Source organism: Paradesertivirga mongoliensis, from assembly GCF_024436395.1.
Classification (GTDB): domain Bacteria; phylum Bacteroidota; class Bacteroidia; order Sphingobacteriales; family Sphingobacteriaceae; genus Paradesertivirga; species Paradesertivirga mongoliensis.
On record NZ_JAFMZO010000003.1, the window covers coordinates 381,983 to 397,408 of the forward strand.

Annotated in this window: 14 protein-coding genes; 9 read left to right on the plus strand and 5 right to left on the minus strand. The window is 44.0% G+C overall.

The window, feature by feature from the left end; all coding sequences use genetic code 11:
• Window positions 1–27: 27 nt before the first annotated feature.
• The 5 genes from J3P43_RS12900 (at window position 28) to J3P43_RS12920 (ending at window position 3,590) form a co-directional block, all read left to right on the plus strand.
• A complete protein-coding gene (locus J3P43_RS12900; RefSeq protein ID WP_255903014.1) occupies window positions 28–663 on the plus strand; it encodes a peroxiredoxin in 636 nt (211 codons plus the stop codon).
• Window positions 664–786: 123 nt separating this feature from the next.
• Window positions 787–1,731 (plus strand): ketopantoate reductase family protein, encoded by a 945-nt coding sequence (locus tag J3P43_RS12905; RefSeq protein ID WP_255903016.1) that lies wholly within the window; start codon window positions 787–789, stop codon window positions 1,729–1,731.
• A gap of 1 nt (window position 1,732) precedes the next feature.
• Window positions 1,733–2,875 (plus strand): trans-sulfuration enzyme family protein, encoded by a 1,143-nt coding sequence (locus J3P43_RS12910; RefSeq protein ID WP_255903018.1) that lies wholly within the window; start codon window positions 1,733–1,735, stop codon window positions 2,873–2,875.
• A gap of 9 nt (window positions 2,876–2,884) precedes the next feature.
• On the plus strand, window positions 2,885–3,244 hold the full coding sequence (locus tag J3P43_RS12915) for a DUF488 domain-containing protein (protein ID WP_255903020.1): 360 nt from the start codon (window positions 2,885–2,887) through the stop codon (window positions 3,242–3,244).
• A 1-nt stretch (window position 3,245) separates the two neighbouring features.
• On the plus strand, window positions 3,246–3,590 hold the full coding sequence (locus J3P43_RS12920) for a 2Fe-2S iron-sulfur cluster-binding protein (protein ID WP_255903022.1): 345 nt from the start codon (window positions 3,246–3,248) through the stop codon (window positions 3,588–3,590).
• Window positions 3,591–3,632: 42 nt separating this feature from the next.
• Here J3P43_RS12920 and J3P43_RS12925 read toward each other — a convergent pair whose 3' ends face one another.
• Complete coding sequence (locus J3P43_RS12925) at window positions 3,633–4,013, minus strand: Fur family transcriptional regulator (protein ID WP_255903024.1); 381 nt, start codon at window positions 4,011–4,013, stop codon at window positions 3,633–3,635.
• 99 nt (window positions 4,014–4,112) lie between these two features.
• Here J3P43_RS12925 and J3P43_RS12930 point away from each other — a divergent pair, with 99 nt between their 5' ends.
• Window positions 4,113–5,021, plus strand: a complete 909-nt coding sequence (locus J3P43_RS12930) for an NAD(P)/FAD-dependent oxidoreductase (RefSeq protein WP_255903026.1) — start codon at window positions 4,113–4,115, stop codon at window positions 5,019–5,021.
• A gap of 65 nt (window positions 5,022–5,086) precedes the next feature.
• Here J3P43_RS12930 and J3P43_RS12935 read toward each other — a convergent pair whose 3' ends face one another.
• Window positions 5,087–7,027 (minus strand): sialate O-acetylesterase, encoded by a 1,941-nt coding sequence (locus J3P43_RS12935; RefSeq protein WP_255903028.1) that lies wholly within the window; start codon window positions 7,025–7,027, stop codon window positions 5,087–5,089.
• A gap of 138 nt (window positions 7,028–7,165) precedes the next feature.
• Window positions 7,166–8,695 (minus strand): glycoside hydrolase, encoded by a 1,530-nt coding sequence (locus J3P43_RS12940; RefSeq protein ID WP_255903032.1) that lies wholly within the window; start codon window positions 8,693–8,695, stop codon window positions 7,166–7,168.
• A 259-nt stretch (window positions 8,696–8,954) separates the two neighbouring features.
• On the opposite strand from J3P43_RS12940, the gene J3P43_RS12945 reads away from it, so the two are divergent.
• The 3 genes from J3P43_RS12945 (at window position 8,955) to J3P43_RS12955 (ending at window position 13,232) form a co-directional block, all read left to right on the plus strand.
• Complete coding sequence (locus J3P43_RS12945) at window positions 8,955–9,293, plus strand: hypothetical protein (RefSeq protein WP_255903035.1); 339 nt, start codon at window positions 8,955–8,957, stop codon at window positions 9,291–9,293.
• Between the two features lie 47 nt (window positions 9,294–9,340).
• Window positions 9,341–10,621 carry a carboxypeptidase-like regulatory domain-containing protein gene (locus J3P43_RS12950; protein ID WP_255903037.1) on the plus strand — a complete coding sequence of 427 codons (1,281 nt, stop codon included), beginning with the start codon at window positions 9,341–9,343 and terminating at the stop codon, window positions 10,619–10,621.
• Between the two features lie 157 nt (window positions 10,622–10,778).
• Window positions 10,779–13,232 carry a hypothetical protein gene (locus tag J3P43_RS12955; protein ID WP_255903040.1) on the plus strand — a complete coding sequence of 818 codons (2,454 nt, stop codon included), beginning with the start codon at window positions 10,779–10,781 and terminating at the stop codon, window positions 13,230–13,232.
• Between the two features lie 158 nt (window positions 13,233–13,390).
• Here the strand turns inward: J3P43_RS12955 and J3P43_RS12960 are convergent, their stop codons facing one another.
• Together J3P43_RS12960 and J3P43_RS12965 are read right to left on the minus strand one after the other, a co-directional pair.
• Entirely contained in the window at window positions 13,391–13,594 is a 204-nt protein-coding gene (locus J3P43_RS12960; protein ID WP_255903043.1) for a hypothetical protein, read from the minus strand.
• A gap of 192 nt (window positions 13,595–13,786) precedes the next feature.
• Complete coding sequence (locus tag J3P43_RS12965; RefSeq protein ID WP_255903045.1) at window positions 13,787–15,421, minus strand: RagB/SusD family nutrient uptake outer membrane protein; 1,635 nt, start codon at window positions 15,419–15,421, stop codon at window positions 13,787–13,789.
• Window positions 15,422–15,426: the final 5 nt, after the last annotated feature.

Sequence of the window (15,426 nt, forward strand, 5' to 3'; positions counted from 1 at the left end):
CAGAGTTTACATTAAATATTAAATAACATGAGTTTAAAAATTGGAGACACTGCTCCGGATTTCAGTGCAAAAACAACCCAAGGTAATATCCATTTTTATGATTGGTTGGGCGACAAATGGGCGATCCTGTATTCGCATCCTGCCGATTTTACACCTATTTGTACCACCGAACTTGGCCGTACGGCTCAACTAAAAGAGGAATTTGAAAAAAGAGACACGAAAGTTTTAGCCATTAGTGTGGATGATATTGATTCGCATCAAAATTGGGTTAAAGACATTAACCAAACACAGAATACAAAGGTCGAATTTCCAATAATCGCCGATACGGATCAGGAGATTTCGAGATTGTATGCGATGATCCACGATAATGTATCTACATCGGTAACTGTTCGCTCAGTATATTTTATCGGACCAGATAAAAGAATAAAAGCAAACATTACTTATCCTGCTTCAACCGGTAGAAACTTCACCGAAATTTTGAGGGTTTTAGACTCTTTAAAATTAACGGCAGAATATAGCGTGGGTACTCCGGCAGATTGGGTTGATGGCCAGGATGTGATCATATCTACAAGTATAAAAAACGAAGAAATTGCCGCCAGATTCCCGAAAGGACATCAATCCATAAATTCCTATTTACGGTACACCCCTCAGCCCAACCGCTGATTTATGGATGATAAACACGGCTTAAAGTATCCTACTTCCAATTATACCTAAGCTATCTGAACTTCTGCCCGGGTCATAAGCCGGGCGGGTTCAATGGCTTTCAAAGCATTTAATAAGTTGATTATGAAAATATTAATTCTTGGAGCGGGTGCAGTTGGCGGCTACTTTGGAGCTCTTCTGCAAGACAAAGGCATTCATGTTACTCTCCTGGTTCGTGAGGAGAGAGCTATACATTTGAGACAAAACGGATTAAAAGTGAGAAGCCCGCTAGGCGACTTCACAGTATATCCAGAGGTGATAACCAGTCTTAAATTTACTGATGTATTTCAATTAGTTATCATTTCCTGTAAATCCTATGCATTGGATGATGCAGTGAAACTATTGTCAACATTGCAAAGGTCGACCTACATTCTACCCCTCCTCAATGGCATATCCCATTATCCTAAATTAGTTAACCAGTTCGGAAAAAACTTTGTCCTGGGAGGATTTGCACACCTGTCAACCGTGCTGGACAGCAACGGAAATATCCTTCATTTAAACGATTTACAGGTTTTAACTGTAGGGGCTCTCCTTCCTCAGCAAGAATCTTTTCTAAGGTTTGCCCGTAATGTTCTTTTCAAGGATGCTCCGTTTATAAGCTACTCGGATAATATCCAGATGGATATCTGGAAGAAATTAATATTCATTTCTACAGCAGCGTCAGCAACCTGTCTGGTGGGCGACACCATGGGCAACATTGCATCTACGCCGCAAGGTGCCCGCCAAATCAAAAAAGCTTTCGAGATCAGTTGCAAAACAGCTGCCTTTCATGGCTTTGCCCCAGACAATATCTGGAAGCGGAAAACCTTGCAGGGATTATTAGATCCAGAATCAACCATGACATCCTCCTTGCTCCGAGACATGCAGTATAATAATCCCGCCGAAATTTCCATTCTGCGTGACATGCTCGAGAAAACTAAAGAAGCAGGTTTATATAACGAACTTCTTGAAGCCGGGTACCTGGCTGTAGAAATGTATGAAGAAAACCGTAAGCACACGCAAATCGGGAAACCCTTGAAACATTGTTAAAATGGAAAAACTTGAAACTTTATGTGTACATCCTTTAGCCGATGAAGATAAGCTGCGGGGTTCTGTAACGTCGGTGATCTTCCCTTCTGCTGCGTATAATTACCTGGATAATGAAGAATTGCAATATCCGGGCTTTTACTCTACGTATAATCAGCAGCGCTTGGGCAAAATACTTGCCAGGCTCGAGCGAGGCAAGTGGGGATTAATGTTTAGTTCTGGAATGGCGGCAATTACTACGGCCATACTTTCTTTTGTTCAGAACGATGACCATATCATCTTCTCTAGAGACTTATATGGAGGAACGCTGACTTTTGCTCAAAATGAACTTCCCAAGCGCAGCATATCCTACAGTTATGCCGACAATTCGGTAGAAAGCTTTAAGTCGCTTTTAAGAGAAAACACCAGGCTTATTTATATTGAAACGCCGGCAAACCCCTTGCTCAATATCGTTCCGCTTAAGGAAGTTGCCGACTTTGCAAAAAAACACGGCATTGTAACCATCGTTGATAATACATTTGCCTCTCCCATCAATCAGCAACCTATTAATCAGGGAATTGACATTACAGTACATAGCGGCACAAAATATCTCGGAGGACACAACGATCTGCCGTTCGGGGCTTTGGTATCAAGAACTACCAGCCATAAAGACCTGATTTATCAGACCGCCAAAATATACGGCGGCTCCTTATCTCCGTATCAATGCTACCTGGTAGAAAGGAGTTTAAAGACATTAGCATTGAGAGTGCAGCGCCAAAACGAGAATGCGCTGAAGATTGCTCATTACCTTAAGAGTCATCCGGCAGTATCTAACGTTTATTATCCAGGACTGCCCGATCATCCCAACCATCACATAGCTGCCGAACAAATGTCGGGCTTTGGTGGAATTCTGTCGTTTGAATTAGATGTGAACAATGAAAGTCTGTTTATTTTCCTTAAAACACTCTCCGTAATCCAGCCTGCCTTAAGTCTGGGAGGAGTAGAAAGCTTGATATGTGCACCTGCGGCTACGTCTCATAAAGGATTGACTGCCAGTCAACGGTTGAGCCTCGGTATCAAAGACAATTTACTGAGGCTATCGGTTGGGATCGAAGACGCGGATGACCTGATCACCGATTTAAAGTTAGCTATCCTGATCGTTGTTTAAACTCGTAGTATGACTGACATCTTGCATATCAAAAGAGTATATGACGACCCGGAATTTGCCGACGGTTACCGAATCCTTATCGATCGTTTATGGCCCAGAGGGATTAACAGACCGGCCATATTTTTTGATGAATGGATGAAGGATCTGGCACCTTCTACCAGTTTACGCAAATGGTTCAATCACGAACCAGAAAAATGGCCGGCTTTTGTTTGGCGATACCAGCAAGAACTGCATGACAATAAAGCGGTGGCCGGGTTGCTTAAAAAAATAAGGACGCACAACGAAGTCACGCTATTGTATAGCGCCAAGGATGAAAAACACAATCACGCCATCGTAATCAAAGGATTTATTGAAGAAATGATTAACTGACATGTTTATCAGGAATAGAAATATAGAGTTTACCGTGATCTATTCTGGGGAAGAGCACCAAGTGAAAACCTCTTGGGGCGAATATCAGACACTTAGGCTTCTGCTGGTAAATAGATTTAATATTTCGGGTTTCGGACAATGCGGAGGTATGGGAAGATGCGCAACATGCCTGATTGAAATAGAGGATATATACGGTTCTACCGGCTTTTTGAAAAGAAACGAACATACATCGCTGCAAAGAACTATTAAAGGCTATTCGATTGTGCGATTTGCCTGTCAAATTCCGGTGAATGATGATTTAGCCAACGTTACCATCAAAATTTTAAAAGATGGCAGAGCCTCCTGAGCATCTCATGTATAAATCCTGCTTAACACTGTTACTTTATAATTACGTGCAGTTGGGACATATTCCAGACAAGGTGAAGTTAGCCTCCATAACCGTATATGCTGCCGGGAGTCTATAAGAAGCCTCAACGCCCGCCAGGCAGGTAAGCGATTTGCATTTCTGACAGCTAAAATGGATATGATCGTGTTTGTGTTGCGCCTTGCAGGTATCAGCACATCCTGCATATTTCATTACTCCATCCACATTCAGCACTTTATGTATTAAACCTTCCTGAGTTAATCTGTCGAGTATCCTGTAAATCGTTACCCTATCGCACAATCCTTTTGTGGCCGCCTGCAGCTCGGCCTGCGATAAAGCTACCGTAGAGCCGGCGATTAGTTTGTGAATCTCATTCTTTGCTACTGTATTCCTGATCGATTTCATCTAAATGTCAAATAAACGCAACTAAGTTGCACTTACAAATATAACGAATGATATTGCATCAGCGTTGCATTAACAAGCAGATATAATAAAGTTAGACATATGACCAACAAACCAGACTTTGACGTCATTATTATCGGTGGAAGTTATTCCGGACTCTCTGCGGCAATGGCATTGGGACGATCACTCAGAAGAGTATTGGTTATCGACGGTGGCTCGCCCTGTAACAGACAGACACCCCATTCGCACAACTTCATTACCCACGACGGCAAAACGCCCGCAGAGATTTCTTTGCTTGCCAGGCAACAGGTTGGAGCGTATGAAACCGTAAGATTTCACAACGGGCTTGCTATAAAGGGAGTAAGTATTCCAAACGGGTTCGAAATAGAAACCGAATCGGGCGAAGTTTTTCAAACAGGGAAGATCATTTTTGCAACTGGCATTAAAGATTTGATGCCAAAGATGGAAGGCTTCGCAGAATGCTGGGGAATATCGGTTATCCACTGCCCCTATTGCCACGGTTATGAAGTAAAAAATGAAGTTACCGGCATCCTCGACGCTGGCGATGCAGCGATGCACCTGGCGCCTTTAGTTAAGAATCTTACCAGGAAACTGAGCATTTTTACAAACGGCAAGTCAAGTTTATCGGAGGAACAAAGAAAAAAGCTGGCAACACACGACATAAAGGTTATAGAAACAGAGATTGACCGGATTGAACATATCGAAGGACAGATTCAGCATCTGATCTTTACAGATGGTTCCTCAACTCCATTGAAAGCCCTTTATGCAAAACTGCCGTTCGTACAGCATACGGACATCCCTCAAAAATTTGGGTGTGAACTTACTGAACATGGATTTATAAAAACTGACGCATTTTTGCAAACTACTATCCCGGGAGTATACGCTTGTGGCGACTGCACAACGCCTATGCGTTCTGTAGCGAGCGCTGTAACAACCGGTAATCTTGCCGGGGCAATGGCTAACAGGCAACTCTGCGAAGAGCACTTTTGAGAAGGCGGGGTTCTTAGGCTTCCTCCGCACTTCTTAAATTTCGATTATTAGAAGCTTGTAAAATGCTATTCATCTGTTCTAAAAGGCGAAGCAGGCAACTTTTCAGCGTTATACAAGTTAGGACCGACCGGATTATCCGCCCAGGCATATCTTACGTACTTCGGCTCTGGCACCTCGTCGGACCAAACCACCACTTTGTCGCCTTCTATTTTAGCTTTCGCCCAAACGAACTTTTTATCAGCTCCCGCGATAGCGAACTGTGACAGCTCTTCGCCATCGATACTAATTAAACCGCTGCCAATATTGCTGAAACTCAGAATTATTCTGTCACCGTCTATTTTGGATGATTGATAGAGCGGACCACTGTAAACAAGATTTTTTTCTCCATAATTAAAACGACGAGCTATTAAAGCGAGCCTCTCGCCCACATCTTTTTTATTGTCGGGATGAATATCGTTCCATTCACCCAATTCGATGGTAACTGCCATTCCGGTATTAGGAACATTAAGGGTTTTTAAACTGGCTTCGCGCATCATGGCCCAATTGCTCTCAACGGGCAGGTATGTAGCATCGCCATAATTGGGGAGTTGAACGTGGTAAAAGGGCAAGGCTGGTTGCGAAAATTTATGTCTCCAGTCGCTGATTAAGGCTGGCAATAATTTCCTGTATTCTATAGGATTGCCGGAATTGCTCTCGCCCTGGTACCATAGCACGCCTTTAATAGTATAGTTAGTAAAAGGTGCAATCATTGCATTATACAGCGCAGTCGGCTGGTTCTGCTCCGATATTCCTCCTGGTCCACCCCTGCCCGTTGCCGGACGATATACCTGCCCTACTTTGTACTGCCAATCACCTTTCAGGTCAATTTTCTGATCTCCAGCTTCCAGGAAATATGGCTTATCGGGAACGAATCCACCCTTGCCGCCATTATTTTGCACGCGCACCACAACAAGGTTTTTTCCGGCAATCAGTAAGCCAGCCGGAACATTATATCTTCTTTGAGGATACATATATGATGTACTGCCAACCTGTTTACCATTAATGAAAGCCACGTCGGCGTCGACTATCCGACCAAGGAATAATTTAGCAGGCATCCCAGCCATCGACGCTGGAAGATTAATTTCTTTACGATACCACACCACCCCGTTGAGGTCGCGGATTCCCTGATCTTCCCAATATCCGGGCACATTAATATTACGCCAGTTTTTGGGGAGATATGCAGGATCAGACCACTTAACAGGTCCGCTCGAACCTTTGTCGGGTTCAAGACGGGGAGCATTGGATACCCCCGATGGCTTGTTTAGGCTGTTCACCCTGGCGGTGTCTTTATTCCGTTGTATCACCGACGTAATGGAGGCAAAATCCTTAAGCCCCTGTTCGCTAGTCCAAGCCTCGATGGGTGTGCCGCCCACGCTAGCATTGATAATGCCGATAGGAACCTTGTGTTTCTCATGGATATTGCGAGCAAAGAAATATGCTACAGCCGAGAAATCGTTTATATCTTTAGGATTCGCTGATTTCCAGGCGCCTTGTCGAATGTCGTCACGTGGGCCCGACAGACTGGTACTTGTAGGCACCCAAAACTGGCGGATTTTAGGATAATTCGCGTTTGCGATATCTTCTGCGTATGTAACATTATGGATCCCCATCTGGTGCACCATATTAGACTGCCCCGAGCATAACCATACATCGCCTACCAGGATATTTTTGAGTACAATAAGATTCTTACCCTGTAACCTCATTTCAAACGGTCCACCCGCTTTGGTTGCAGGAAGAGCTGCCTGCCAGCGTCCCTCGTTTCCAGCAGTCGCAGTAACTGATTTCCCGCGAAAGCTGATTTTGACTTTCTCTTGTGGAGATGCCCAGCCCCAGATCCTTAAGGGCTGATCGCGCTGCAGTACCATACTGTCGGTGATAAGCTTCGGCAGCCTGATATCGGCGAAGCTAGAATTGAAGAATACCAAAACAAAAATCAGTAATAGTCCACCTGTTTTTCTATCGCTCATATTTAAATTCATGTACCGCGTTATTAGCTTTGTAAAGCAAAGAGTTTATGCGCCCTCTCGAAATGAATCGAATAAAGGGCCCAATCTTTAGGTCATTACCCTGTTCATTCTATGTTAAACCTGCTCACTAAGATCGTTCTATTTATTAAACTTAATAGAAACAACAGACCTCGGAGCCAGAGAAATTATCGCCGCATTCTTAGTATCACTCAAGACCGGATTTTTAGCCACCATATTCTGACTTTCAGTCGTTTCTACCATTTCAACACTCTTCACTGCTACCGGAAGATTGATTTTAAGTGAGGGCACAGGCGCCGTACCCTGATTAAGGATGATTACAGTAATATCGTTATCTCCCGCGTAGGCCGTTAACTGAACATTGTTGTTATTATTTATATTTCCAATTTGAATGCGCTTTCTTCCTGTTGCGTACTTGGCATAATGCGACATGACATAACCGCGTTTCAGCGTTTCGCCCATCACGGTACCTTTATCGCCATCGCCCAACATGCTATAGGAACGCTTGAGATACCACCAGAAATATGCATTAAAGTTAGCCTGCATGCAATCGTTAAGTTCTTTAGCAAAAACCATAGCTTGATCCCATCCTAGTCCATTGTTGGTCTCGTTCAAAAGATGTTCGGTCATCCATATCTCCTTACCCTTTGCCCGGGCTAAGGGATAGTCTGCCAATCCTCCACCATATAAATGTCCTCCGGCGATGTCCAAATTATTTACCGCTACTGCATCGTTTAGTACGGGATCAGTATACATCTTTTTAAAATTCACGGCTTCTGCAGCTAATACTTTCGCTTTAATACCCCCGGCATGGTTTTTAACAAAATCCAGTATTTGTTCAGGAGTCCATTCACATCCATCGTACTCGGGGCTCCAGTCTGGCTCGTTCTGAATTGAAACAGCTTCAATAGTTATGCCCTGCGCTTTCATGTAGTCGATAAAATCATTGAGATGCTGAACGTAATCGGGATATTTCGCAGGTAGAAGGTGTCCATGGAGGTTACTGTTGGTACTCTTCATAGCAGAGGGAGGAGTCCAGGGGCTTGCAAGTATTCTTGCACCTAAGGACTGTGCTTTTAGCGTTGTAGCTACATCGCGTCCCCAATCCGCTTTATTAGGCCAAATCATAATACGCATCATATTATAACCAAGGCCGCCGGACGAATACATTTTCTCCACTTCATTCAGCGTCAAAACAGGTGCGGCCCAAACGTTGTTCATTCCGCCGAAGCCTGTTATTTGCTGGTATTGGACTGTGGCAGTCACCGCCACTTCTTCCGGGGAATGGGTTGTCTGTCTGATGGTGATTTTACTCTTAGCACCGGTACTTTTGTTGGTTAAAAACACTTCCTGTAGCCGTATCTCCGCCAGCAGGTTAGCGCTATAATCGAAGCTTACAGTGGTGGTGCTGCTAAGGTTTGCGCTCCCCCCGGAGGGATGCGATATGTTTGAAATAAATCCGGATGCGGCGGTAGAAATTTCCCATTCGGTTAGCGACCACTTAACGGTAAAGCTTGCTTTACCTGCCTGGCTGGGTAGGGTTAATTCCGATTGGGCAAAGCTTGCTGAAGTTGTTGCTTCTGCCTTATCCTTTTTCTTACAGCCGATGAAAATCAGGATAAAAAATAGAAATGGGTAGAGTATCTTCATTCGAATGTGTTTAGAAACCGAGGTATTCACCCGATTTTGGTTTATAATTTAGTACAAGACGATCGGGTTCCCTCAAGCCGGGTTTATAATCTGGGTTGGTGATGCCAACCCAGGCTTTGTATTGTCGCACCTTTTAGCAGGGCGCTTCAAATGTAATCATTGAAAAAAATCGCCGTATTGGTTTAGACATTTGTTGCTTTTATTTGCTCAAATGTCACAGGACCCCTAATACCTGGAACGATTATCAGCCTCCAGGGGAATGCTATTCCTTAGTCAGTTCACGGGAAAATTCGAGCAGGAACATTTCGATGCCATTTGGTATCTACTGAATAATCAGTCCTTAGAGGCGGAAAACTATTTTCAATATAATTTCGTGTTTGAGGGAGACGAGCAGATTGTGGACTATTTGGGTAAATTTGAGACTTTACAAAACGACTTTGATGAGATCTGTAAAAGAATATCCATACCGCATCAGCAGCTTCCTCACGAAAATCGCACACAGCACCCTGATTATCGCGATTTGTATTGCTCTGAAACCAAAGATCTGGTGCAAAGCAAGTTCAGGAAAGACATTGAGCTGCTGGGGTACTCATTTTAGAAAGACAATAGGCATTTTAGGTCTCCATCCATTGCCCAGGGCAACAATTGAACAAGAATTTCGTATATTTATCTATATCCAATAAACTCATGTACTTCCTGTCTGCTAAGCCACTTATTCGTTCAATATTCCTTAGAGTTTTTTCTTGTTTTGTTCTTACATGTTTCGTCAACATTTTATCCGCCCAAACTGGAAGTATCTCGGGAAAGCTAAGTAAAGCCGGCGACATCCCCCTTAGCCAAACCCATGTGTTTCTGGCTAATACCACTCTTAGCACCCAAACCGACGAGAAAGGCTTCTACTCCTTAAAAAATATCCCGGAGGGAAATTATATCCTTAGCGCGTTTGTTTGGGGATCTGAACTGTATCAACAGAATATTATGGTACGCTCTGGTAGCATAAACGCAGATATCAGCCTCAAGCCTATTACGGCTCTGACCGCGTCTAAAGCCGGAGAAAATGAAAAGAAGAGCGTCGAGCAGTTCTTAAAAACCTTTGGCAAAAGACGTAAAGATGTTAAATTGTTAAATCCTGCTGCGCTCCGCGTAACAACCAAGGGAACCCTACTGGAGGCCTCTTCAGACGACATCCTTAATCTGCAAAACGATTACTTAGGGTACGAAACAAAACTATTGTTAGAAAAATATGTGGAGGAGCTTTCCGTGAACGAAGACCAACCAAACAATGGCCTTGATGGTTACGAGGGTATCATTTCATATGCAGAACTTAAAGGCTCTTCAACAGACCAGAAGCGCTGGCAAACTAACCGGTTAAAAGCCTATCAGGGGTCTGCTTTACATTTCTACCGCTCGCTTATCGCCAACGATTTAAAGAAACAGGGATTTTCTATCTATCCATTGGTAAGTAAACTAAACAGCAAAAGAGAATCAGATAGTTTAATTAACAGCAAAATTTTATTATTTGAAAATCCGGCATCGGGCAAGAACAGAAATGATTCCTTAAAATTCTGGAGGGGACAAAGGGAGATTCCAAAGTACAACCATGTGCTGTATCCCGATTCGGTTAAAACCAGCGAGCTGATAACAAGAGACTCCGCAGGCCTTTATGTTTTAAAGTATCCCTATAAATTGTATGTAAAATACATTCATCCCGATAATGAAATGACTGCGATGTCTAACAACGCCTTACTTGATTTTCACAGGTCTGTAAGTGAGTTATCTATAGCGGTGGAGCTTAGGGATCACTCACTTGTAATTGATCAGAACGGAAATGTGCTGGAGCCCGAGCGAGTTAAGTATGAAGGCGGCTGGTCTCCTAAGATAGCTGAAATGCTACCCTTAAATTATAATCCGGAAGATTCGCGATAGCAGCTCCAGTATATGAAAGATTGAAATAAGATGCCAGGGCTTGTCATACATTACTTCCATTGCTTTGACTAATTGTATCCCCCCCTTTCTATCATTGTGCGTAAATTTACCTTAGAATAGAACAGCGTCATTTCTAACTTTAATCATATACTCAGCCATGTTAAACATCCTGGCAGCTCTACTTTTTGTAGTCGACAACGCCTCTTATCAGCAGCCTAAGGATTCTCTCTCCACCGCGATTAACAAGCTTCAAAAGTACAACTCGCTTAACTCAGTGGAGAAAGTGCACTTGCATACAGACCGCCCTTATTATACTATCGGCGACACTATATGGTTTAAAGCGTATACAGTAAGCGGCGAGAAAAATCTGGCTACGAACCTTAGCCGATACCTGTACGTAGAGCTTCTTGAAGGCGATACAGTAAAACAATCACTACGCCTACGGTTAAAAAATGGCATGGCCGCCGGAGATCTTATACTATCAGAAGATTGGCTGCCGGGAAATTACCGTCTGAGGGCCTATACCAATTGGATGCGCAATTTTAATCCCGAACATTTCTTTGAGAAAAGCTTCCTCATATACCAGGAAACAACAGCCGAAGCACTGACCAGAGAAAAGATTCTGCCCACTTTAGCGGGCAAGGGGAAAAAGATCTCCGGGACCGAAATTCCCGATGTACAGTTTTTCCCCGAAGGTGGTTCAATGATAGACGGGGTATTGTGCAAAGTAGGATTCAAAATTCTAGGGGCTGACGGGTTGAGCCGCGAAGCAAGCGGATACCTGACGGACGATGCGGGCAACAACTTAATTGACATTGGATCTGAGTATGCAGGCATGGGCAATTTTAGCTTCATCCCCTCGGCCGGAGCGAAGTACAAAGCTGTTTTAACCTTTAAAGACGGAAGAAAGCAGTCGTTTGGCCTCCCGGCAGTCAAGAGCGAAGGATATTCTTTAGCGGTGAATAACAGTCGGCCAGACCGAATCATCGCTCATGTGGCAGCCGCAAAAAACCAAAACAAGGACCCTTCAGAATTAACGTTTCTGGCCTCTTATAACGGAAATGTAGTATATAATACACCTTTTAAGCTCGACAGCACCGGCTCGTTTACCATCGCCCTGCCCAAAAAGCAGCTTAGCAGTGGCGTGATGGAGCTAAGCCTGATCGACTCCCGCTCTAGAATACGGGCAGAACGGCTTGTTTTTATCGCCCCTCCCGCAGGACAGAATCCACTGATAAGCGGCACGAAAGAAAACTACGGTTTAAGGGAAAAAGTAAGCCTGAGCCTGGCTTCCAATGATTCTTCGGTTGCTAAGCAGGCCGTACTATCAGTAGCCGTGGTAGATGAAACCGCCGTTCCGTTCGCGGAAGAAAAAGAAGTTTCTATTTTAAGCAGCCTGCTGCTCAAAACGGATATAAAGGGCCATATCGAAAGCCCGAACTATTATTTTAACAACACCTCGCTTCAAAAAAACAGACACCTGGATAACCTGCTTCTTACGCAAGGCTGGCGACGATATAATTGGGAAGAGGTGATGTCGGAAACATATACCAAAGCCAGCTATTGGCCGGAAATGGGCCCGGCGATTACCGGGAAGGTGACCAATACCTGGAAAAAGCCTGTTGCAGGGGCTACTATCGTCGCTTTGCCCGCCAAATCACTGGGCGCGGTTAAACAAGTACTTACCGATAGTCTCGGACGATTCAATATTAGCTTAGCCGGATTTAGTGATACTAGCAGCTTTGTGGTACAGGCGAAAAATCCTAAGGGAGGTAATTCTTCCTTTCTGGAACTGGATAAGACCGGAGCGGCAGGTATTCAAAAACCAGCATCTCCTCTGGCCTCACTCGACGATTTCAACAACCAGGTGGCTTCCTTGCTTGAAAAAAACGCTCCTGAAAATAGCGCCAGGCTGAGTGCCTTCAACAAAGGTATTATGCTTAATGTCGTAACACTGCAGCAAAAGAAAAAAGCTACGGCGTACATACCTCCCAACTCATGGAATTTGAACGGGGCTGGTGGTGCCGATAGGGTTGTTTCGGGAGATCGGCTTAAAGTGGGAGGAACTCTTGAGAATGCCTTGTATTCTTTCGTCAGAGGCTATCAGGGAAATTTCCGCCAATACTCGCGCGGCCAGGAGGGCCTTCTTCGGGTGATTATAGACGGCTCGCCGGTAGATGCTGATCTTATCGAAGCCATAGTAGGAAGTTATACATTGGATGATATCGAAAGTATTGAGATTATAAACGGCGGTGGCAGCTATGCATTTGTATACGGAAATTCTTCGCAAGGAATTTTGCTAATCAACACAAAGCGCGGGAAGTTTGAAATTCAAAGGAAGTTTACACCGGGATTAACTTATTTTATTCCAAAAGCTATCTACAATCATCGGGAGTTTTATTCTCCGGTTTACAAGGTGGCTCAGCCCGTGAATCAACCAGACTTACGTAAAACCATTTACTGGAATCCGGAGGTACGTACAGATGAAAAGGGAAAAGCGACTATCGGGTTCTATACCGCCGATTTCAAGGGCACTTATAAGGTAATACTGGAAGGTATAAATGCCGAAGGAATCCCGGTGAGAACCATCACAAGGCTTAAGATTGAATAAACCGCGCCTCATCTGACATAGTTTGGGTTTCGTTCTGATTGCTCTATTAAGGATTATTCAGGCCTTTCCAACTGCTCGATGCCGTTGCTGATCTGGGTTTGATAAACTTTCAAATCGACATTAAACCTTGCTTTATAAAGGGGGTTTCATAGCCTATATTACTTCTTTAACGACTCGCTTTTTATTAAATTAATCGTGCAGCCTCCGAAGTCGGCGACCAGCATTCTGGCACCCAGTACGCCCGATAGGCGGCTTGCCTGGTCAACCAGATAGTCTGTTTCATCACAACTTACTTCATATAAACTTTTCAAGCCCTCATGCCCCTCGAACAGCTGCCTGCCCACTAGCTTGAAATCGCCCACTGTAATACTCCTCTGCGAGCCAAAAAAATTCCCCGGTATCAATCGCTAGTTTATAAAGAGCGCCTAACGTTCTAAGACTACCATTTTGTTTCAGGAAAGGGTTAAGAATGGGAATGGTCGCTGAATTCGGTCTTACTAGTAAAAAAGAAGCACCCGGAATTGGCGGGTGCTTCTTAGATATGATAAGTAATTTTAGTACGGTCTTTGATTAAGATTAGGATTTAATCTTACCTCATTCGCATTGTAAGGCAGATACCAGTAATCCTTATTACTTAAACGGCTTTGCAGATACGCATGTTGAGCAAGGGGTGCACGTCTCTTAACGGCGTCTACCAGGTATTGAGTAGATCCCCGATGATTAGCTATGCGCATTAAATCATACCATCTCTGTCCTTCAAAACCCAGTTCAAGACCACGTTCCTGTAAAATAGCATCTTCAATTTGCTCTATCGTTGAGGTTCCTGTGACTGTAGAGGCAGGCCTGCTTACACGTCCGCGGATATTGTTAAGAACCGACACTGCTTCAGGCCGTCTGTTTAGTCTGTTTAAAGTTTCCGCGCGTAACAACCAGGTATCGCCCATTCTCATAAATCTGAACTGCCCTTCACTTTCGTAAGGAAGCCTTACAGAAGGAGGAACATTTACCGTAGAAGGGTTAACCACATCTAGGCCCAACCATTTCCAAACCACCGGGGTAGAACCCGCTTTATTGTAAAAAGGCGCACTTCCGGCGAAAGACCTTCCAAATCCCCGATGCATATCGTCGGTAGCGAGAGTGGCTGTTGTAATAGTTGCGGGGATCGTAGGATAGTTAGGATGATAGGATTTTATCGCATATAAAGAAGGTGCGATAAGATGCTTTCCGCCTGAAGCAGCATCGTTAGACATTAATGGCATAAACGGAGCTAATTCTCTTGAATCATACCTAAACCCGATTTCAAATAAATACTCCTGAAAAATCTGGGAAGGCTCACGGAAAATATTGAACCAGCTCGCATTCGCAAAAAAGTTTTGAGGATTATGGTAATACATACCGTTTTGATCCGACAGAGTGTACATGGCATCCAGGGCTGCCATCGCATCCGTATATTTATTTCGCCATAAATAAACATGAGCCATCAGAGAATATACGTCTCCTTTTTTAGCCCGCATCCGGTTATTTTCACCACTTTCCCTAAAGCCGATATCAAAGGTATTAAGCACCAGATGTAAACGGGGAGTATGGATCAGCGCGAACTTAAGATCGGCTTCCACACTATCCAGAACGATGTTTCCATCGGTGGCAGCTAAATACTGAACATCCGAAATATCCTTGATGCTGTTACGGATCAAAGGCACATCTTTAAAATTACGCACCAAGTGAAAATACGCCAGCGAGCGTACAAATTTAGCTTCGCCGGTTAGCTGCATCATGGTTCTATAGTTAAAATATGTAGAATCTTTAGGCACGCGCGGAAGATTCTCGATGGCATAATTCGCACGGTTAATGGCATCGTAATATGCGCTCCAGTTCGTGTAGCGATTGCCCGGCGTTACTTTGTGTTCAGCAAGTTCCAGTATATCTTTATCAGCACCTGTGCCCGGCTCCATCCAATCCGCACGTGTTTCACCCAATACGATAAGAGGTTCTACAATATTCTGCAAAGACCCGTATACGCCCCTCATCATAAAATCCGCATCCCAGAAATTTTCTAAGAAGTCTTTGTCCTTGGTCATTTCCTTAGGCTCTACCTCGAGGAAATTACAGGATAAATTAAGCCCCAACAGACATGTTCCCAAAAAGATCGCAGAGCTGCGGTATATCGTTCCGATTTTAAAAATCTTCATTTTAT

What these genes read in the sequence shown, in the direction of transcription:
- J3P43_RS12930 (WP_255903026.1), top strand. Translation starts at nt 4,113, where the DNA reads ATGACCAACAAACCAGACTTTGACGTCATTATTATCGGTGGAAGTTAT.
- J3P43_RS12920 (WP_255903022.1), top strand. Translation starts at nt 3,246, where the DNA reads ATGTTTATCAGGAATAGAAATATAGAGTTTACCGTGATCTATTCTGGG.
- J3P43_RS12940 (WP_255903032.1), bottom strand. Translation starts at nt 8,695, where the DNA reads ATGAAGATACTCTACCCATTTCTATTTTTTATCCTGATTTTCATCGGC.
- J3P43_RS12900 (WP_255903014.1), top strand. Translation starts at nt 28, where the DNA reads ATGAGTTTAAAAATTGGAGACACTGCTCCGGATTTCAGTGCAAAAACA.
- J3P43_RS12945 (WP_255903035.1), top strand. Translation starts at nt 8,955, where the DNA reads ATGCTATTCCTTAGTCAGTTCACGGGAAAATTCGAGCAGGAACATTTC.
- J3P43_RS12955 (WP_255903040.1), top strand. Translation starts at nt 10,779, where the DNA reads ATGTTAAACATCCTGGCAGCTCTACTTTTTGTAGTCGACAACGCCTCT.
- J3P43_RS12905 (WP_255903016.1), top strand. Translation starts at nt 787, where the DNA reads ATGAAAATATTAATTCTTGGAGCGGGTGCAGTTGGCGGCTACTTTGGA.
- J3P43_RS12965 (WP_255903045.1), bottom strand. Translation starts at nt 15,421, where the DNA reads ATGAAGATTTTTAAAATCGGAACGATATACCGCAGCTCTGCGATCTTT.
- J3P43_RS12910 (WP_255903018.1), top strand. Translation starts at nt 1,733, where the DNA reads ATGGAAAAACTTGAAACTTTATGTGTACATCCTTTAGCCGATGAAGAT.
- J3P43_RS12935 (WP_255903028.1), bottom strand. Translation starts at nt 7,027, where the DNA reads ATGAGCGATAGAAAAACAGGTGGACTATTACTGATTTTTGTTTTGGTA.
- J3P43_RS12915 (WP_255903020.1), top strand. Translation starts at nt 2,885, where the DNA reads ATGACTGACATCTTGCATATCAAAAGAGTATATGACGACCCGGAATTT.
- J3P43_RS12925 (WP_255903024.1), bottom strand. Translation starts at nt 4,013, where the DNA reads ATGAAATCGATCAGGAATACAGTAGCAAAGAATGAGATTCACAAACTA.